Annotated in this window: 16 protein-coding genes; 5 read left to right on the top strand and 11 right to left on the bottom strand. The window is 62.7% G+C overall.

Features of this window, described 5'->3' with window-relative positions; genetic code table 11:
- The coding region (locus tag H0W47_RS15235) for a site-specific tyrosine recombinase XerD (RefSeq protein ID WP_296925887.1) at positions 1-813 on the bottom strand (813 nt) is incomplete at its 3' end.
- 114 nt (positions 814-927) lie between these two features.
- On the bottom strand, positions 928-1902 hold the full coding sequence (locus H0W47_RS15230) for a tripartite tricarboxylate transporter substrate binding protein BugE (protein ID WP_296925885.1): 975 nt from the start codon (positions 1900-1902) through the stop codon (positions 928-930).
- A gap of 123 nt (positions 1903-2025) precedes the next feature.
- On the opposite strand from H0W47_RS15230, the gene H0W47_RS15225 reads away from it, so the two are divergent.
- Entirely contained in the window at positions 2026-2931 is a 906-nt protein-coding gene (locus H0W47_RS15225; protein WP_296925883.1) for an AEC family transporter, read from the top strand.
- Between the two features lie 3 nt (positions 2932-2934).
- Here H0W47_RS15225 and H0W47_RS15220 read toward each other — a convergent pair whose 3' ends face one another.
- The 3 genes from H0W47_RS15220 to H0W47_RS15210 are packed head-to-tail and all read right to left on the bottom strand — an operon-like array spanning position 2935 to position 5203.
- Positions 2935-3765, bottom strand: a complete 831-nt coding sequence (locus H0W47_RS15220; protein WP_296925881.1) for an extracellular solute-binding protein — start codon at positions 3763-3765, stop codon at positions 2935-2937.
- Entirely contained in the window at positions 3762-4451 is a 690-nt protein-coding gene (locus H0W47_RS15215) for a phosphate ABC transporter ATP-binding protein (RefSeq protein ID WP_296925879.1), read from the bottom strand. The genes H0W47_RS15220 and H0W47_RS15215 overlap by 4 nt, the downstream gene beginning before the upstream one ends.
- A complete protein-coding gene (locus H0W47_RS15210) occupies positions 4448-5203 on the bottom strand; it encodes an ABC transporter permease (protein WP_296925877.1) in 756 nt (251 codons plus the stop codon). The genes H0W47_RS15215 and H0W47_RS15210 overlap by 4 nt, the downstream gene beginning before the upstream one ends.
- Positions 5204-5337: 134 nt before the next feature.
- On the opposite strand from H0W47_RS15210, the gene H0W47_RS15205 reads away from it, so the two are divergent.
- Entirely contained in the window at positions 5338-6453 is a 1116-nt protein-coding gene (locus H0W47_RS15205; protein WP_296925875.1) for a substrate-binding domain-containing protein, read from the top strand.
- A gap of 468 nt (positions 6454-6921) precedes the next feature.
- On the opposite strand, the gene senA is transcribed toward H0W47_RS15205, so the two are convergent.
- Positions 6922-8142 carry a selenoneine synthase SenA gene (gene senA, locus H0W47_RS15200; RefSeq protein ID WP_296925889.1) on the bottom strand — a complete coding sequence of 407 codons (1221 nt, stop codon included), beginning with the start codon at positions 8140-8142 and terminating at the stop codon, positions 6922-6924.
- Between the two features lie 346 nt (positions 8143-8488).
- On the opposite strand from senA, the gene H0W47_RS15195 reads away from it, so the two are divergent.
- The 3 genes from H0W47_RS15195 to H0W47_RS15185 all read left to right on the top strand — a co-directional run bounded on the left by H0W47_RS15195 (position 8489) and on the right by H0W47_RS15185 (position 12887).
- Positions 8489-10267 (top strand): hypothetical protein, encoded by a 1779-nt coding sequence (locus H0W47_RS15195; RefSeq protein WP_296925873.1) that lies wholly within the window; start codon positions 8489-8491, stop codon positions 10265-10267.
- Positions 10268-10472: 205 nt separating this feature from the next.
- Complete coding sequence (locus H0W47_RS15190) at positions 10473-11075, top strand: TRAP transporter small permease subunit (protein ID WP_296925871.1); 603 nt, start codon at positions 10473-10475, stop codon at positions 11073-11075.
- On the top strand, positions 11076-12887 hold the full coding sequence (locus H0W47_RS15185; protein ID WP_296925869.1) for a TRAP transporter large permease subunit: 1812 nt from the start codon (positions 11076-11078) through the stop codon (positions 12885-12887). It begins immediately after the preceding gene.
- Between the two features lie 498 nt (positions 12888-13385).
- On the opposite strand, the gene H0W47_RS15180 is transcribed toward H0W47_RS15185, so the two are convergent.
- The 5 genes from H0W47_RS15180 to H0W47_RS15160 all read right to left on the bottom strand — a co-directional run.
- Entirely contained in the window at positions 13386-14468 is a 1083-nt protein-coding gene (locus H0W47_RS15180) for a TRAP transporter substrate-binding protein (RefSeq protein WP_296925867.1), read from the bottom strand.
- A 165-nt stretch (positions 14469-14633) separates the two neighbouring features.
- A complete protein-coding gene (locus H0W47_RS15175) occupies positions 14634-15713 on the bottom strand; it encodes a TRAP transporter substrate-binding protein (RefSeq protein ID WP_296925865.1) in 1080 nt (359 codons plus the stop codon).
- A gap of 190 nt (positions 15714-15903) precedes the next feature.
- On the bottom strand, positions 15904-17799 hold the full coding sequence (gene dxs / locus H0W47_RS15170; protein WP_296925864.1) for a 1-deoxy-D-xylulose-5-phosphate synthase: 1896 nt from the start codon (positions 17797-17799) through the stop codon (positions 15904-15906).
- A gap of 33 nt (positions 17800-17832) precedes the next feature.
- Entirely contained in the window at positions 17833-18744 is a 912-nt protein-coding gene (locus H0W47_RS15165) for a polyprenyl synthetase family protein (protein ID WP_296925862.1), read from the bottom strand.
- A 5-nt stretch (positions 18745-18749) separates the two neighbouring features.
- Positions 18750-18962 (bottom strand): exodeoxyribonuclease VII small subunit (locus H0W47_RS15160; RefSeq protein WP_296925860.1); only part of this gene is annotated, 213 nt, incomplete at its 5' end.

Raw genomic sequence — 18962 nt, 5'->3', positions numbered from 1 at the left:
GCCCAGCAGCATCTGCACCGCGCGCAGGTCGGCGCCGTGGTTCAGCAAGTGCGTGGCAAAAGCGTGGCGCAGGGTGTGGGGCGACAGCGGTGAGTGAATGCCGGAGCGCAGCGCGTACTTTTTGACCAGCATCCAGAACATCACGCGGCTCATGCCGCTGCCGCGTGCGGTGACAAACAAATCGTCAGTCTGCTGGCCCCCCAGGATCTCGGGGCGGGCTTCGGCAAGGTACTGCACGATGGCCTGGCGAGCGACCTGGCCGAAAGGCACGAGCCGCTCTTTGCTGCCCTTGCCCATGACGCGCAGCACACCGTCATTCATGCTGGTGTGAAAGGTCTTGAGCCCGACCAGCTCACTCACGCGCAAGCCGCTGGCGTACATCAGCTCCAACATGGCGCGGTCGCGCAGGCCCAGCGCGGTATCTTCGCTGGGCGCGGCCAGCAGCGCCTCAACCTGGGCCTCAGACAGCAACTTGGGCACACGCAGCGCCTGCTTGGCCGACTGCAGCTTGAGCGTGGGGTCGGCCGTGATTAGGCGCTCGCGCAGCGCCCAGTGAAAGTAGCGCTTGAACACCGTCAGCCGGCGGTTCGCCGAAGTGGCCTTGGTGGCGCTGTGGCGCGCCGAGAAGTAGCCGTGGATGTCGCTCTCGGCCGTGCTGTCCAGCGCCCGCGCGCCCTGCTCCTTCGCGCCCAACCAGGCGGCGTAGAGTGAGAGGTCCCGCCGGTAGGCCGCCAGCGTATTTTTTGAGAGGCCGTCCTCCAGCCACAAGGCGTCGATAAAACTGTCAATGCCGGACTGGCTCTGTGGGTGCATGCCGCGACGATAACAAATACAGCGCCAGCCATCAGATGCTTCGCAAAAAAAACACCCCGCCAGGGGCCAAGCCTGCGGGGTGGGCGTGCGCTGCGGGCGGCTTGCCCGCGCGGCTTAGTCGAGTTTCAGGCCGGCGCTGGTCACCACCTTCTTATAGACCTCAAATTCGGCCTTGATCTGGGCGGTGAACTGCTCGGGCGTGTTGCCAACAATGATGGAGCCGGTGTCTTCAATGCGCTTGCGCACGGCTGGGTCTTGCAAGGCCTTGAGCGCGGCGGCGCTGACCTTGTCCACCACCTCCTTCGGCAGACCCTTGGGACCAGTGATGCCGTAGTAGGCCATGCGGTTGACGGGCTCCAGGCCAACTTCCTTGAAGGTCGGCACGTCAGGCATCGCCGCCAGACGGGTGGGCGCGGCCACCACGATGGGGATCAGACGCTTTTGCTGAATGAAAGGCAGGGCCGAGGGGATGTTGTCAAAAATGATCTGGACCTGGCCGGCCACAGTGTCGTTCAGGGCCGGGCCCGCACCGCGGTAGGGAATGTGCGTGATGAAGGTGCCACTCAGGTTTTTGAACAACTCGGTCTGCAGGTGGCCGATGCCGCCCGTCCCCGACGAGGCGTAGGAGTACTTGCCGGGATTTTTCTTGAGTTCAGCAATAAACTCTTTGTAATTGCGGGCCGGAAAGCTGGGGTGTACCGCAATGATGTTGGGCGTGGCCGCAATGTTGATGATGGGTGTGAAGTCCGTCAGCGTGTTGTACGGAATCTTGGTGTTGATGGCCGGATTGGCGGCCGTGGTCGACACCGTGGCCATACCCAGCGAATAACCATCGGGTGTTGCGCGGGAGGTTTCCAGAGCGCCAACGACGCCACCGCCGCCTGCCTTGTTTTCAACAACGACGTTCTGGCCGAGTGCCTTGCCCAGCGGCTCGGCGATCACCCGCGCGACGATGTCGGTGGTGCCGCCGGGTGCAAACGGCACCTGCAGTTTGACGACCTTGTTGGGATAGGCCTGGGCAAAGGCCGAACCCGCCGCGACGGTGGCCAGCGTCAGCGCGGAGAGGGAGAGCAGATAACGACGTTGCATGGCTAGCTTCCTTGGTAAAAAAAACAATGACTTATCCTAAGCGCAAGCAAGGTGCTCGCTTGTTGTGGATAACGCATAAGGGCAAACCCCGAGCGTTGCGGGGTTTCGGGTTATTCTCAACGGGTGAACTACGCGCCGCTTCTTTTCCCCGATTTCTCCCTGATCCTGTGTGGCTATCTTGTGTGCCGTTACACCGCCCTGAACCGCACAGTCTGGCAACAGGTCGAAAGCCTGGTCTATTACTTATTGTTCCCGGTCCTGCTGTTTCACTCCATCGTCAGGAGCCCGCTGGACCTGGGCGCGGCCTCCAGCCTGATTGCCGCCGGGCTGACCATGGGCGTGCTGGGCATTGCCCTGGCTTACTCACTGCCCTACTTGCCCTGGTTGGGTGCACACATCGACAGGCGCGAACACGCTGCGAGTGCGCAAGTCGCCTTCCGTTTCAACTCATTTATCGCGCTGGCACTGGCCGAACGCCTGGCAGGCGCCGAAGGTTTGCTGCTGATCGCCGTGCTGATCGGCGTCTGTGTGCCGCTGTTCAATGTGGGCGCGGTGTGGCCCATGGCGCGCCATGGCAACACCGGCTTTGTGGGCGCGCTGGTGCGCAACCCGCTGATCATCGGCACTGCCAGCGGGCTGGCTGCCAACTTGCTGGGTTTTCAGATGCCGGACTGGCTGGAGCCCACCGTCACCCGCATAGGTGCGGCCTCACTGGCGCTGGGGCTGATGGCCGCAGGCGCCGGCCTGCAGTTTGGCCCGCTTGCGACGGCGAAAACCCTGGCGGTGTCCTTGCTGGCGATTCGCCATCTGTTCATGCCGTTGATCGCACTGGGCCTGTCCTTGGTGTTCAGGCTGTCGCCGGTGCAGACCACGGTGCTGCTGGCCTTTTCAGCGCTACCGACCGCCTCGAGCTGTTATGTGCTGGCCGCACGCATGGGCTACAACGGCGCGTTTGTGGCCGGTCTGGTCACGCTCTCGACCCTGCTGGGTATCGTCAGCCTGCCGTTTGCACTGGGATTGCTCCGTTAGCACTCACTGGCGGGTGGCGTTAGGGAAGAACAGTTGTTCGCCGCCAATCTTGTAGCTGGCGATGACTGACTGGCCGGCCGGTGAAATCACCCAGTCGACAAACTTCTGCGCCTCTGCAAGTTTGACCTGCGGGTGTCTGGCCGGATTCACCACCATCACGCCGTACTGGTTGAACAGGCGTGTATCGCCCTCGACCAGCACCACCAGATCCCCCCGGTTCTTGAAGCTGAGCCAGGTACCGCGGTCGGTCAGCACATAGGCATTGGTCGAGGAGCCGATGTTGAGCGCTGGGCCCATGCCGCAGCCGCAGGCCTTGTAGTTCGCAAATGCCGGGTTGTTAACGCCGGCGTTTTTCCAGTAGCGCAATTCGGCCGCATGGGTGCCGCTTTTGTCGCCGCGCGAGACGAAATTGCCATTGGCCGCATTGATCTTCTTCAGGGCTTCGACGATGTCCTTGCCTCTGGTTTTCGCCGGGTCGGCGGCCGGGCCAACCAGCACGAAGTCGTTGTACATCACCGGGAAGCGCTTGATGGCAAAACCATCGGCCACGATTTTTTCTTCGGCGGCCTGGTCGTGCACAAACAGCACATCGGCGTCACCCCGACGGCCCATGTCGATGGCCTGGCCGGTGCCCAGGGCCACCACCTTGATGGTGATGCCGCTGGTCTGCCTGAAGGCCGGCAGCAAGGTGCCGAACAGACCAGACTGCTCGGTCGAGGTGGTCGAGGCCATCACGATGGTGTCAGTGTGTGCTATCGAAACAGTAGCTGTCAGCACAATAGGGACGAGGGCTGCAGCCCTGAAAGCCTTGGAAATTATGGCGACGAAGCTCATGCAAGCTCTCCTTTGAGAAAAATCTCGACTTCATGCGGCAACGGCCCGTTGAAAAAGTCATGGGTGGGCAGGTCGGCCAGCAGCCGACCCTGCTCCAGGTAGATCACGCGGCTGGCCAGGCGCTTGACCTGGCCGAGGTTGTGGCTGCTGAAGATCAGTGTCATGCCTGCCTCTGCGAACCCGGCCATCAAGGCCTCAACCTCGCGTTTGGCGGCTGGGTCCAGGCTGGCCGTGGGTTCATCAAGCAGCAACACATCGGGCTGCAATGCCCAGGCCCGCGCCAGCGCCAGCCGTTGCTGCTGCCCGCCCGACAGCGCCTTGGCATTGCGCTGCGCCAGCGGCAACAGGCCGACGCGCTCGAGCCCGCACAAGGCCTGTGTTTTGGCCTCTTTCCAGGCGACGCCCTTGAGCCACAGACCCAGCGCCACGTTGGCCTGGGCGCTGGCGCGCAGCATGTAGGGGTGCTGGAACACCATGGCCTGGCGCGCTGCGGCATCGACGCGCAGGCTGCCGGTGCCGGGCCGCACCAGCCCGTGCAGGGTGCGCAACAGGGTGCTTTTGCCGCTGCCGTTGGAGCCGACCAGCGCCACGCGTTCCCCGGCCTGGATGCGCAGCCCACAAGCCTTGAGCGCCTGCACCTTGCCGTAAGACACACCCACGGCTTTCAATTCAAACAGCGGTTTCATTCGCCGCCTCCCCGGGCCTGCAGCCGGGCACCATCAGGCAAGGGCGCTTGGTCGTCCAGCCGCTCGCGCCAGCGCCGCACCAGTGCAATAAGCACGTTGAGCAGCAGCACCACCGCCAGCAGCAGCAGCCCCAGCGCCAGCGCCAGTGGCAAATCGCCTTTGCTGGTTTCCAGCGCAATCGCCGTGGTCATCACACGCGTGAAGCCGTCGATGTTGCCGCCCACCACCATCACCGCGCCGACCTCCGAGATGGCGCGCCCGAAGGCAGCGATCAGCACCGTCAGCAAGGTGTAGCGCTCGTCCCACAGCAGCAGCAGGCTGCGCATGCCCTTGCCCGCGCCCAGCGACTGGAACTGCTCACCATGCAGGCGGTCGGCGTCCTCGATGGTCTGGCGCACCAGCGCCGTGACCACCGGCAGCACCAGCACCGTCTGCGCCAGCACCATGGCCTTGAAGGAAAACAGCCAGCCCAAAAAACCCAGCGGACCGGAGCGCGACAGCAGCAGGTAAACCCCCAGTCCGACCACCACCGAAGGCAATGCGAGCAAGGTGTTGAGCACAGTCAGCACGACGTCGCGGCCGCGAAACCGCGCCACGCCCAGCCAGGCGCCCAGCACCAGGCCCGCGCTGCAGGCCAGCAGACAGGCCGAGGCGCTGACAGCCAGTGACCTCAGCACAATGCTGCCGAGGAGGGGGTCGAAAGAAGTGATCAGCAAAAAAGCGGTGCTGATGCTGTCAGAGAAAGTGTTCATGAGGTCCGGCAAAGGAGTGCCTATCCTAGGGGCGGCCACGGCATCGGGCCATCGGGGATCACGAGCTATGAAGCGCCCTGCATAGGTAGCGCAACAGGCAGCGGCGCTGCGCCCATAATCAATGACACCCCACCATGCACAAAGTCGAACTCTCTTACCTGCTGTCCCCCGAACGCGGCAAGGATGCGCTGATCCGCAACCCGCTGATGGACTTGCTGCACGCGGTGCGAGAGCAGGGCTCGATCTCAAAATCGGCGCGCGCGCTGGACCTGTCTTACCGCCACGTCTGGGGCGCGCTCAAAAAATGGGAGCAGACGCTGGGCCGAACGCTGATCGTCTGGGACAAGGGCCAGCGCGCCCAGCTCACCGAGTTCGGCGAGAAGCTGCTGTGGGCCGAGCGCCAGGCCCAGGCCCGGCTGGCGCCGCAGATCGAGGCCTTGCGCGGCGACATCGAACGCGCGTTTTCCACCGCCTTCGACGACAACGCGCATGTGTTGACGCTGTACGCCAGCCATGACGCCGCGCTGAGCGCGCTGCGCGACGATGCCGCCACGCGCGGCTTGCACCTGGACATCCGCTTCATGGGCAGCGTGGACGCGATTGCCGCGCTCAACAGCGGGCGCTGCATGATGGCCGGCTTTCACACGTTGGACCGGCCAGGCAGCACGTCGCTGGCAGCACGCAGCTATCGCCACCTGCTCAAGCCGGGTCAACACAAACTCATCGGCTTTGCGCACCGCAGCCAGGGCCTGATCGTGGCCAAAGGCAACCCACGCCGTATACGCCAACTGGCTGACCTGCAGCAGCCCGACCTGCGCTATATCAACCGCGCCGAAGGCACCGGCACCCGCGTGCTGCTCGACGAGTTGCTGGCGGAGGACGGGCTGGGCACCGCAAGCCTGCGAGGCTACGACACGCAGGAGCCGTCACACACCGCCGTCGCGCAGGCCGTGGCCAGCGGCGCGGCCGATGCCGGTCTCGGCATCGAAGCAGCTGCACGCGAAAAAGACCTGGACTTCGTGCCTCTGGTGCAAGAGCGCTATCACCTGGTGTGCCTGAAGTCCGCGCTGCCGCAGGCGCCGGTGCAGGCGCTACTGACCGAGTTGCAAAGCGCGGCCTGGCAAACCACCCTGGCCGCCCTGCCCGGCTACGGCTGCGAACACGCGCAGAGTGGCCAGGTGCTGTCGCTGAGGGCGATGTTGCCGTGGTGGAATTACCGGAAGGTCAAGGCTTCGCATGCTTCGGAGTGATTTTGGGCTCCACCCCCCGGCGGACGAGGGATGGCAGCTATGGAAATCATAGCGAACGCTGAATTTCCCCAGCTTCCTGGCCCGCCAGCAAGCCGGGTCTCGCTCGAACTCGCCTTCGGCTCAGACAATCGCGATCCCTGATCCGCTTTGACCTGCGCTCCTCGGCCCAGCCCGACGGGTGGGGGAATCCAAATTCGGGGACAAACATCCGGAGCAGAAGAAGCGCGCAGCGCTTCTTCTGCGGGAATCCCAACAGACCATCATGTTTGCACGCGAGCGCAGCGCACGCGGCCACATGAAGTCCCCCTCCATCGCCCAGCGGGGCGAGGGAGGGGCTAGGGGAGGGAGTGGGGAGTTAGCTCCTACCGACAGAAACGCAAACCGGGGACGCAGCGTGACGCCAGATTAACAAATAAATCCGCCTCTAACCCCGTCCAACAAGCCCTGCTAGCTATCAAAGAGATAGCGCTACAAAGCACAGGAACGAAACCCACAGAAGATGTCATCCCGCTCAGGCAGATAAAAATTCCGGTACTTCGGATGTTTCATGCGCGCCCGCGTCGCCATGGACGCGCCGCGCAGCACCTTGTGCGTACCAAACCAGGGCTGCGAATACTCGGCATAGGGGTGCGGCTTGAAACCCGGGTGGGGCCGAAAGCTGCTGCCCATCCACTCCCAGACATCGCCCCATCGGAAACCGCGCCGCGCTGCACTGTGCGCCGCGACCTCCCACTCGACCTCAGCCGGCAGGCGGCGGCCGGCCCAGCGGCACCAGGCGTCGGCTTCCCACCAGCTCATGTGCATGGCCGGCTGGTTGCCCAGCATGCGCATGGCCTGGCCGAAGCGGGTCTGCATCACTGCGCCGCTGGTGATGCCGATCTGCTCGACATAACGCGGGCCACGCCGCCCCTCGCTGGCCGAAACCGCCTGCAGCCAATCCCAGCCGGCAGGTTGCCAGAGCTCGGGGCGGTCGTAGCCGCCGTCGTCGACAAACTCCACAAACTGCGCCCAGCTCACGGGCTGGGCGTCGATCTCGAACTCGGGCACGCTGACCACATGCTGCGCCAACTCATTGTCGAAAACAAACCCTGGCGCTGCGGGTGACCCCAGCTTCCATTCGGTGGCCGGCACCAGCAGCGGCTCGCGCAAATTCATGGGTGGCGGCGTGAATGCATGCAGCAGCGGCTTGTCCAGCGCCAGGCCCAAGGTCTGCGCGGTATAGGTCAGGGCCTCGGCATGCATGTCTTCGTGGAACAGGCAAAGGCGGTAAAAATACAGTGCGTCGTCGTCCTCATCGGCCTTTTCAAGCAGCTCCAGCGTGCTTTCCAGCGTGTCCAGCAGCCAGGCGCGACAAGCGCCTACCCCCGGCAGGTCCAGGCTCCAGCGGGTGGCGTGCGGCACGCGTGACGAGTCCCACCAGCGATCAGCGTTCGGCTCGATAGAGGCCAGGCGCGCATGGGCTGGTTCAGCCTGCAGGCCCCGGGCGCGCTGCATGTTGCGACCAATCCACCATTCCTGGAACCAGCCCACGTGGCCCATCTCCCAAAGCGGGGGGTTGAGCACCGGCAGCCGGGGTACGACAAAACCGCAACCCTCCAGCGCCTGCTGGTACTGGCCGAACAGGCGCAGCGTGTGGTTGCGCGCGTCCATCAGCGCCAGTGACAGCAACTCTTTGCCGGCACCCCGCATCAGGGACGAATCGATCATGCCGTTGACAGACGTCGATGCGGAATGCGGCGCCGAATCGGGCGCAGTGTCTGAAGCCAAAACAGGTCATCCTGGTGAGCCCGGCTTTGAGCAAAAACCAACAGCGGCCATGGCAGGCCGGGCATGTGTTGCCAGAATAGCAGAGCGGCGCCGCCTGCGGCAGACAGTGCCCCATGTTGCCAAAAACCGAAAAACCTGTCCGTCATGACCTGTCAGCGGGCGCCATGTGCCGGCTGTCACCCCGTGCGCACTTTTGTGGCAAATTCCGCAGCTCCGGCATAGACTGCGGCGTTCGTTAATGCCCGTCCCTTCAGCCGGTACGCCATGTATGACCACCAACGCGAAACCCTCTACCGAAGACCTGGACGTGAGCATCATGGACCTGAGTCCACTGGCCTGGGTGCTCGATGAGCTCCGCAAGTCGCTGGACAACGCCGGCAAGGCACTCAAACGTTTTGTACGCGAGGCAGAGCAGGCCCAGGGCGAAGAACTGGCGGCACTGGACGCCAGCCAGTTGCGCCAGGCCCGCCAGCAGCTGCACCAGGCGGCGGGCGCACTCGACATGGTCGGCATGACCGCGCCGGCATTGATACTGCGCACCATGGAAAGCGGGGTGCAGCGCTTCATCCAGTCACCCGCCCTGTGCACCGACGAAAGCAGCGACAAGATCGAGATGGCCGGCCTGGCGCTGACGGCCTACCTTGAGGACGTGATGGCGGGCAAGCCGGTCTCAGCGGTTTCGCTGTTCCCGCAGTACCGGGACATCCAGGGCCTGGTCGGCGCAGGCCGCGCGCACCCGGCGGATCTCTGGATGTTTGAATGGCGCTGGCTGGAGCCGGAGCTGCCTGTTACCGTCGGCCCCACGGCCTACGGCGATGCAACAAGACATTCACTGGACCGGCTGACGCTCAAACTGGTACGCAGCGCAGACGCCAGCGCCGCGCAAAACCTGTGCGACATGTGTCTGGGCCTGGCGCAAACCGACACCGGGGTCGAACTCAAGACTTTCTGGAAAATTGCCGCGGGCTTTTTTGAAGCGCTGGCGCTGCGCCTGCTGAAGGTGGACGTGTACGCAAAGCGGGCGATCCTGCGCATCTTGCTGCAGTACGCGAACCTGGCGCGTGGCATGCCGCATGCGTCGGACCGCCTCGCGCAGGACCTGCTGTTTCTCTGCACGCAAGCCGTCGCTGCGCGCGCCAGCGATGCGCCGGTGCTGTCGGCGGTGCGCGCAAGTTATGGCCTGGAACGCTTTCAGCCGGTTGACTATGAGGCCCCGCAGTTCGACCGCTTTGCCCCGGCGCTGATCACCCAGGCCCGCAAGCGGATCGGATCTGCCAAGGAAAGCTGGTCGTCGGTGACTGCCGGTGACCTCTCCCGCTTCAAGGTGGTCAGCGACCAATTCAGCCTGGTGACCGATTCACTGGTCAAGCTGCACCCACCGAGCGAGCTGCTGGCACAGGCGCTGACGCGCGTGATCGAGGCGACTGCTGTTTCAAGGCAAGCCCCATCGCCGGACCTGGGCCTTGAAGTCGCTACCGCACTGCTTTATCTGGAAGCGGCCTTCGACGACCTGGACCCGAAAGACACGCAGCTTACGGTCCGCAGCAACCGCCTGGCGCAGAGGCTGGACAGCGCCCGCGCCGGCCAGGAGCTGGCGCCAGACTCCTGGATGGAAGCGCTGTACCGACATCACAACGACAAGCAAACCATGGAAAGCGTGGTGAACGAACTGCACAGCCTGCTGGTCCATCTTGAAACCTCACTGGACAGCTATTTCCGCACGCCGGAAAACAAAAACCTCCTGAGCGACGTGCCCGGGCAACTGGAACGCATGCGCGGCGTGCTGGCCGTGCTGAACCTGGAGCAGGCTGCGCTGGCAGTGGCCCATATGCGCGAACTCGTGGAGCAGATGCTGCAGACTGCGATCACCGCGCAGGAAGCCCGTGCGGCCGGTACCTTTGACCGCCTGGGCAACAACCTGGGCGCCCTGAGCTTCCTGATCGACATGCTCAACTACCAGCCGGCGCTGGCGCGAAAAAACTTTGTTTACGACGCGGCCAAAGGAGAACTGCGGGCCCGGACCACCGAGATCGAACCCCAAACCTGACGAGCGCATTTTTTTGGAGCCTGACGCTGGCGCCGTGTTGGCACCTTACTGGTGCCTGCTACGGGATAATACCGTCACAAAGCTGTCAGCTTGCCTTCTATAGTCCTCTATAGAATCCGTTCCGCGCCACTCTGCATCCGGCAGTCCTTCCGTGGAGGGCCTGCCGGTTAGTTTTTATGCGCGGACTCTTTTTCCTGGAGACACCATGCAAGCTCTTCTCGCCCTGTCCCGTCTGATTGACAAAATCAGCATCGGGATTGGCTATCTCACCATGTGGCTGATTCTGGCCACCACCCTCATCAGCGCCGGCAACGCCATCGTGCGCAAAGCTTTCGACACCAGCTCCAACGGGCTGCTGGAAATCCAGTGGTACCTGTTTGCGGCGGTGTTCATGCTCGGCGCGGGTTACGGGTTTTTGCGCAACTCGCATGTGCGCATCGACTTCATCTCGTCGCGGCTGTCCGACCGAACCCGCAACTGGATCGATATTTTTGGCATCGTGTTTGTGCTGATTCCGTTTTGCATCCTGCTGATCACCCTGAGCTGGCCTTTCTTCGAGAACGCCTACACCAACGGTGAAATGTCGCAGAATGCCGGTGGCCTGATCCGTTGGCCGGTATACCTGCTGGTGCCCGTGGGTTTCGTGCTGCTGATGCTGCAGGGGCTGTCGGAGCTCATCAAGCGCATCGCTTTCCTGCGGGGATTGATCGACGACCCGATTGGCGGCGAATCGGCCAAATCGGACGAACAAAAACACGTTGAAGAGCTGGAGCGCATTGCCGCTGCCCGCCTGGCTGGAGAGAAATAAATGGAAGCCACTTTTCTCGCACAGAATTTTGTGCCGCTGATGTTCGCAGGCTTGTTCTTGTTGCTGCTGACCGGCTTTCCAGTGGCCTTCGGCCTGGCCGCCACCGGCCTGGCCTTCGGCTTTATCGGCATGGAAGCGGGGCTTTTCCCGGCCACCTTGTTCCAGGCACTGCCGTCGCGCATTTTCGGCATCATGCAGAACGACACGCTGCTGGCCATTCCCTTCTTCACCTTCATGGGCATCATCCTGGAACGCTCGGGCATGGCTGAGGACTTGCTTGAAACCGTAGGCCAGGTGTTTGGCCCACTGCGCGGCGGTCTGGCGATTGCCGTGATTCTGGTCGGTGCGTTGCTGGCCGCGACCACCGGCGTGGTTGCCGCCGCGGTGATCTCCATGGGCCTGATCTCCCTGCCCATCATGCTGCGTTATGGCTACAGCCGCGTCATCGCTACCGGGGCCATCACCGCCTCGGGCACCTTGGCGCAGGCCATTCCACCATCCCTGGTGCTCATCGTGCTGGCTGACCAGCTGGGCCGCTCTGTCGGCGACATGTATGCCGGCGCCCTGATACCGGGCCTGCTGCTGGTGGGCCTGTACATCCTGTTTATCGTGATGGTGGCCTTGTTCAAGCCGGCCCTGGTGCCGCCGCTGCCGCCAGAGGCGCGTATCTACAAAGAGGGCAACGGCGCCTCTGGCCACAAGTCCCTGCTGTTTCTCGTACTGTTGTGTGCAGCGGCCGGTGTCGCCTGGGCCCAGGTTCACAACACGCTGCTGACCGCTTGGCTTGCGCGCCCCCTGCCTGCCGCCAAGGATGAAGTCGTCATTTTGTCCATGACACTGGCCTCGCTGCTCGGCCTGGCGCTGGCCATTGTCAACCGCGTGACGGGCATGGGCCTGCTGTCCAGGCTGGCCGAGCGCGTAACCTTTGTGCTGATGCCACCGCTGATCCTGATCTTCCTGGTGCTGGGAACCATCTTTCTGGGCGTCGCCACACCCACCGAGGGTGGCGCCATGGGGGCTTTGGGCGCGCTGATTCTGGCCATCGGCAAGCGCCGCTTGAGCATGCCTTTGCTCAAACAGGCGCTGGAAAACACGGCCAAGCTCGCCTCTTTTGTGCTGTTCATTTTGATCGGCTCCACCGTTTTCAGCTTTACCTTCAACGCCGCTGATGGTCACTTCTGGGTGGAAAGCCTGTTCAAAGGTGTGCCAGGCGGTGCCTGGGGCTTCCTGGTCGTAGTCAATATTCTGATTTTCGTTCTGGGCATGTTTATCGATTTCTTCGAAATTGCCTTCATCGTGATTCCGCTGCTGGCGCCAGTGGCCGAGAAAATCTTGCCGGGCTTGGTGCCAGGCATGACTGCCGACGACGCGATGATCTGGTTCGGTGTGATCATCGCGATGAACCTGCAGACCTCGTTCCTGACGCCACCGTTCGGTTTTGCCCTGTTTTACCTGCGCAGTGTGGCGGCAAAATTTGACTACCGTGACCGTGTCACCGGCGCCACCATTCCGGCCGTGACCACTGCCCAGATCTACAAGGGTTCGATTGCCTTCATCATTCTGCAGCTCATCATGGTTGCTTCCATCATGTTGTTTCCGAATCTGGTCACTGGCGGCATCGACAAGGTAGACAAGCTCAATGCCGATCAGGTGCTTGAGCAGTTGCAAATGCCGAAGTCAGAAGAAGAAATCAAGGAAGAAGCCGACGCGGCCGCCGCCCAGCCGGGCGAGCCTAAAGCCGCTGAAGCTGCGGAAGAGGACCCGATGAAAGCGCTGGAGGAAGCGACCAAAAAGGATGCCAAAAAGCCTTAGGTGTGGCATCAAGCTGGTATCTTGAAGAGGCTCGCAGTGCGAGCCTCTTCTCTTTGGGCTTCAGATTACGCCCAAGGCGGACGGACCGCCGCCCGTTCCGCACTTCTGTTCTGGTGACCCCGTTGCGGTTGCGCCGCCAGCACTGGCGGCCTTCTGCCATGGCTACTTCCCGTCAGCCAGCAAGCTGTAACCGCGGCCCGGTGTGCGGCATAGCGATTAAATTCATAGCCTTTTTGTGCTTCATGCATGTGGGCTGGCAGCCAATTTGACCAAACCGCATGGGCTGCATGGGTCTGGCCCGTCCGGCGTCGCCCCAGTGCCCCGAGTGTGATTTGCGCTGCATGCTTGGCGCCCACACTTTGTCACGCTCGCGCAATTGCGTCTGGCCTTGCTCATTGTGACCAGCTCAGTGCCGGCTTGCACCCGCCGCTCTGCGCGCGCGCTGGGCGCACCATAAAAAAACCCCGCCGGAGCGGGGTTTGGACAGGCTGACAGGACTTACAGCTTTTGAGACTGCATGAACTGGTCAAAGCGCGCTTCCGTGAATCTGAACCAGAGGTTCTGGTCTTTGCGGAAAGCAGAGTAGTCAGTGTAAATTTTCTTCCAATCCGGATTGCTTGCATTCAGCTCCGCATAAACTGCCATCGACTCCTTGAAGGCCGCATCCATCACGGGCTTGGGGAATGGCAGAACTTTGGTTTTGGCCGCAACGAGCTGCTTGAGCGCCTCAGGGTTTCTGGCGTCGTACTTGGCCTGCATGTCGGTGTGGGCGTAAGCAGCGGCGGACTCCAAAATGGCCTTGTTCTCGGCGGACAGCTTGTCGTAGGCAGTCTTGTTGACAAACGCGTCCAGCTGCGGACCACCTTCCCACCAGCCGGGGTAGTAGTAGAAGGGCGCAACCTTGTTGAAGCCCAGCTTCTGGTCGTCATACGGTCCCACCCATTCAGCAGCATCAATGGTGCCTTTCTCAAGCGCCTGATAAATCTCGCCGCCGGGAATGTTTTGCGGCACAGCGCCCATGCGGGTGAGAACCTTGCCGGCAAAACCGCCGATGCGCATCTTCAGACCCTTGATATCGGCAACGCTCTTGATCTCCTTGCGGTACCAGCCGCCCATCTGTGCGCCCGTGTTGCCCATGGGGAAGTTGACGATGTTGTACTTGCCGTAAAACTCGCGCATGAGCTTCAGGCCGTTGCCCTGGTACATCCACGCCGTCATCTGGCGGCTGTTGAGGCCAAACGGAATGGCGCACCCCAGAGCGAAAACGTCGTTCACGCCGAAGAAATAGTAGGGCGCGGTGTGGACCATCTCGGTCGTGCCCTTCTGGATGTTGTCAACCATGCCGGCGATGGCAGGCATCAACTCGCCGCCAGGATGCACGGAGATCTGGAACTTGCCACCAGACATCTCGCCCACCTTCTTGGCAAAGGTTTCAGCAGCGCCGTAAATCGTGTCGAGGGCTTTCGGAAAGCTCGATGCGAGGCGCCAGCGAATGGCTTCCTGGGCGTGCACGGCCGGTGCCACGCCAGCGGCCAGCACACCGGCTATGCCGGCATTTTTGATAAGGGAACGACGATCCATGAGTTAACTCCAGGTGATGTTAGGGAACACGGCTTATGGCCGGGCCTTCAACTTTTTTAAGTTGTGCCCGATTGTAAAACTCGCATTTCGCAGCCCAAGGGCGGGTTTTCCCTGCGGAAAATCGTGTTTCGAAGAGACAGTCAGCCAGTTGTCAGCCCGTGACCTTCACAGCTTCTGACTCTGCATGAAACGGTCAAAGGTGGACTCCGTGAAACGAAACCAGAGGTTCTGGTCACCGCGAAAGCGGGCATAGTCCGCATACACCCGGCGCCAATTGGGATTGCTCACCGACAACTCTTCATAGAGCGCCATGGACTCCTTGAACGCCGCGTTCATCACGTCTGCAGGGAAAGGCCTGAGCCGGGCGCCGGCCCCGACAAGCTGCTTGAGCGCCGTCGGGTTCCTGGCATCGTATTTGGCCTGCATCTCCACATGGGCCGCAGCGCTGGCGATTTTCACAATGGCCTTGTTCACGGTGCTCAGGGCTTCCCAGACCTTCTGGTTGATGTACAGGTCCAGCTGCAGGCCGCCTTCCCACCAGCCAGGGTAATAATAGTTGGGCGCGACCTTGTTGAAACCCAGCTTCTGGTCGTCATAGGGCCCGATCCATTCAGCAGCGTCGATGACGCGCTGCTCCAGCGCCTGGTAAATGTCGCCCCCAGGAAGGGATTGCGGCCGCGCACCCATGCGCTCGATGACCTTGCTGGTAAAACCGCCCACCCGGAATTTCAGGCTTTTCATGTCCGCGAGCGAACGGATCTCCTTGCGAAACCAGCCGCCCATCTGCGCGCCGGTGTTGCCGCAGGCAAAGTTGATGATGTTGTAGTCAGCATAAAACTCGCGCATCAGCTTCAGGCCGTTGCCTTCGAAGGTCCAGGCGCTCATCTGCCGGCTGTTCAGGCCAAAGGGAATCGCGCCACCGATGGCAAAGGTCTCGTCCTTGTCCGCAAAATAATAGGGTGCGGTGTGGGCCGCCTCAACCGAGCCACGCCGCACGTTGTCCACCACGTCAAAGGCCGGCATCAACTCGCCGGCCGCATGCACCGAGATTTCGAACTTGCCGCCGGAGACCGCGCGCACATGCTGGGCAAAACTTTCTGCGGCACCGTAAATAGTGTCCAGCGACTGGGGAAAGCTGGACGCCAGGCGCCATCGGACCGCCGTCTGCGCATGTACGGCAGGAGCCACGCCGGCCGCGAGCACGCCAGCGATGCCGGCATGTCTGATCAGCGCTCGACGATTCATGGAAGACTCCGAAAAGGAAGAAACCGGCCGGTGTGGACAAGCACCCATCAGCGAAAGTTGAGATGCATCGCCTTGCCGCGATTGTAAAAAGCGCAAGTCTCGCACTTTCACGGGTTTTCCCGCGCGTCGCGTGGCCGGTTCAGGACACACATTGCGCATCGCGGAGCCTGCGCGCAGAATGCTGCTGCGTTTAGCCCACCGATTTGAGCGCCGGCTTGGGCGCTTTGCCCGATGCCAGTTCAGCGGGAAAACGCGCGTTGATCGCGCGCTCAATACCGTCGGCACTCAGGCCCTGCTGCGCCAGCAAGCTGGCCGGATCGCCGTGTTCAGTGAACTCGTCACGCAGGCCCAAGTGCAACAAGGGCTTGCAAACACCGGCCTGCGCCAGCGCCTCGGCTACCGCGCTGCCGGCGCCGCCCATGACGGCGCCCTCCTCGACCGTCACCAGCGCGTCGTGCTCACCTGCCACCTGCAGCAGCAAGTCCAGGTCCAGGGGTTTGGCCCAGCGCATGTTGACCACGGTCGCGCCAAGCTTTTCCGCTGCCTGCAACGCCGGGTACAGCAGCGTGCCGAAAGCCAGGATGGCGGTGTCCTTGCCCTGGCGGCGAACCTCGCCCTTGCCGAAAGGCAGGGCGTCGAGGTGGGACTGCGTCGCGACACCGGCACCGGCGCCGCGCGGGTAACGCACGGCCACCGGGTGGTTTTGTTCATAGGCGCTGCTGAGCAGCATGCGGCATTCGTTTTCGTCGGCAGGGCAAGCCACGCTCATGTTGGGGATGCAGCGCAGGAAAGGGATGTCGTAGGCACCGGCATGGGTCGCGCCATCGGCGCCCACCAGCCCGGCACGATCCAGCGCAAACACAACCGGCAGGTTTTGCAGCGCCACGTCGTGAATCAGCTGGTCATAACCACGCTGCAAAAATGTCGAGTAAATCGCCACTACCGGCTTGAGGCCTTCACAGGCCATGCCGGCAGCAAAGGTGACCGCGTGTTGCTCGGCAATGCCGACGTCGTAATACCGCTCTGGGAAACGCTGGTGAAACTCGACCATGCCCGAACCCTCGCGCATGGCCGGCGTGATACCGACCAGCCGACTGTCTTTTTCAGCCATGTCGCAGAGCCAGTGGCCAAACACCTGGGTGAAGGTCTGCCGGGCCGGCGCCGTGGACTTCTGCAGCCCCATCGCCGGGTCGAACTTGCCGGGTCCGTGATAGGCCACCGGGTCGGCCTCGGCCAGCTTGTAGCCCTGGCCCTTTTTGGTCACGACATGCAGAAACTGCGGCCCTTCCAGATGTTTGATGTTCTCCAGCGTCGGGATCAGCGACTCCAGGTCGTGGCCGTCGATGGGCCCGATGTAGTTGAAACCGAAATTCTCAAACAGGGTTGCCGGCACCACCATGCCCTTGGCATGGGTCTCCAGCCGCTTGGCGAGTTCAAACAAGGGCGGCGCCACCTTGAGCACCTGCTTGCCGACGTTTTTGGCCGAGGCGTAAAACTGACCGCTCATCAGTTGCGCCAGGTAACGGTTCAGCGCGCCGACTGGCGGGCTGATGCTCATGTCGTTGTCGTTGAGCACCACCAGCAGCTTGCAGTCACACACGCCTGCATTGTTGAGCGCCTCGAAAGCCATGCCCGCACTCATCGCGCCATCGCCGATGATGGCCACGGCGTGGCGATTTTCGCCCTTTTGTCTGGCCGCCATGGCCATGCCCAGCGCGGCGGAAATCGAAGTCGAAGAATGCGCCGTACCGAAGGTGTCGTACTCGCTTTCGTCGCGGCGCGGAAAGCCACTGAGCCCGCCATGCTGGCGCAGGCTGCCCATGCGCTCGCGCCGGCCGGTGAGAATCTTGTGCGGGTAGGTCTGGTGGCCCACATCCCACACCAGCCGGTCTTCCGGCGTATTGAAGACGTAGTGCAGGGCCACGGTGAGTTCAACCGTGCCCAGGTTGGAGCTCAGGTGCCCGCCGGTTTGCGACACGCTGTGCAGCACATAGTTGCGCAGCTCGTCAGACAGCGTCTTGAGCTGGGTACGCGGCAGCCGCCGCAGGTCGGCGGGGCTGTTGATGGTTTCTAGCAGTGGATACATCGTGGTGACCTTGTTATGGCGGGCGCTGCGTGCTCACATCCGGCGGTTGACCAGCATGTTGGCCAGTGCGCTGAGCGCATCTGTGCGCCTGAGCCCACTCACCTTGAGGCTGTGATGGGCCTGCGAAAGCAGCTCTTGCGCGTAATTGCGTGAGGCGGGCAGCCCCATCAGCGACACAAAGGTGGGTTTGTCCTGGGCGGCATCCTTGCCGGCGGTCTTGCCCAGTGTGGCGGAATCGGCTGTCACGTCCAGAATGTCGTCCACCACCTGGAAGGCCAGGCCGACCGCTGCGCCATAGTCGCGCAGCGCGTCTTGTGCCGCCGGCGTGGCGGCGCCGCAGGCCGAGCCCATCATCACACTGGCCTGCAGCAGGGCGCCGGTTTTCAGGCGGTGCATGTCGTGCAGTTGCTCCGACGACAGAGCCTTGCCGACACTGGCAAGGTCAATCGCCTGCCCGCCCGCCATGCCCTGGTAACCCGCTGCTTGCGCCAGGATGCGGCACAGAGCCGCCTGCGTCTGCGCATCGACCGAACCGTCTTGCGGGGTCAGAAGTTCAAAAGCCAACGCCTGCAACGCGTCGCCGGCCAGCAGGGCCTGGGCCTCACCAAACCTGACGTGCACCGTTGGTTTTCCGCGCCGCAGAATGTCGTTGTCCATGCAGGGCATGTCGTCATGCACCAGCGAATAGGCGTGGATCAACTCCACCGCGCAGGCCACGCGCAGGGCCGCTGCGGGGCTGCCGTCCACCGCCTCGCAAGCGGCCATGACCAGCAGGGGCCGCAGTCGCTTGCCGCCGTCGAGCACGGCGTAACGCATGGCGTCACCGAGCCCGGCCGGGGCCGGAACCGGCTCGGGAGGAGCCACCCAGCGCTTGAGGGCGCGCTCGACACTTGCGAGTTGTTGGGCGCTCCAGGCGTCCAGGGCAAATAAGGTGTGCGCGGTCAAATGAATTACTCTTGGTTCCAGGGTTTGAGTTCGCCGCCCTCAAGCACCTTGATCTGGCCTTCCACCGCCTCGAGCCTGGCGCGGCAGAACTTTAGCAATTCGGCGCCGCGCTGGTAGCCGGTGAGCAACTGGTCGAGCGGGAGCTGTCCGGACTCAAGCCGGGCCACCAGGGCTTCGAGTTCTTCGAGCGCAGCTTCGTAACTGGCGGGGGCGGCGGG

The organism is Polaromonas sp., from assembly GCF_013817205.1.
Classification (GTDB): domain Bacteria; phylum Pseudomonadota; class Gammaproteobacteria; order Burkholderiales; family Burkholderiaceae_C; genus Polaromonas.
The sequence above is the reverse complement of the archived record's forward strand: the minus strand, read 5'-3'. Positions and strand labels throughout refer to the sequence as shown.

What these genes read in the sequence shown, in the direction of transcription:
- H0W47_RS15220 (WP_296925881.1), bottom strand. Translation starts at nt 3,765, where the DNA reads ATGAGCTTCGTCGCCATAATTTCCAAGGCTTTCAGGGCTGCAGCCCTC.
- H0W47_RS15215 (WP_296925879.1), bottom strand. Translation starts at nt 4,451, where the DNA reads ATGAAACCGCTGTTTGAATTGAAAGCCGTGGGTGTGTCTTACGGCAAG.
- H0W47_RS15205 (WP_296925875.1), top strand. Translation starts at nt 5,338, where the DNA reads ATGCACAAAGTCGAACTCTCTTACCTGCTGTCCCCCGAACGCGGCAAG.
- senA (WP_296925889.1), bottom strand. Translation starts at nt 8,142, where the DNA reads ATGCGGGGTGCCGGCAAAGAGTTGCTGTCACTGGCGCTGATGGACGCG.
- H0W47_RS15175 (WP_296925865.1), bottom strand. Translation starts at nt 15,713, where the DNA reads ATGAATCGTCGAGCGCTGATCAGACATGCCGGCATCGCTGGCGTGCTC.
- H0W47_RS15195 (WP_296925873.1), top strand. Translation starts at nt 8,489, where the DNA reads ATGACCACCAACGCGAAACCCTCTACCGAAGACCTGGACGTGAGCATC.
- H0W47_RS15185 (WP_296925869.1), top strand. Translation starts at nt 11,076, where the DNA reads ATGGAAGCCACTTTTCTCGCACAGAATTTTGTGCCGCTGATGTTCGCA.
- H0W47_RS15190 (WP_296925871.1), top strand. Translation starts at nt 10,473, where the DNA reads ATGCAAGCTCTTCTCGCCCTGTCCCGTCTGATTGACAAAATCAGCATC.
- dxs (WP_296925864.1), bottom strand. Translation starts at nt 17,799, where the DNA reads ATGTATCCACTGCTAGAAACCATCAACAGCCCCGCCGACCTGCGGCGG.
- H0W47_RS15180 (WP_296925867.1), bottom strand. Translation starts at nt 14,468, where the DNA reads ATGGATCGTCGTTCCCTTATCAAAAATGCCGGCATAGCCGGTGTGCTG.
- H0W47_RS15230 (WP_296925885.1), bottom strand. Translation starts at nt 1,902, where the DNA reads ATGCAACGTCGTTATCTGCTCTCCCTCTCCGCGCTGACGCTGGCCACC.
- H0W47_RS15210 (WP_296925877.1), bottom strand. Translation starts at nt 5,203, where the DNA reads ATGAACACTTTCTCTGACAGCATCAGCACCGCTTTTTTGCTGATCACT.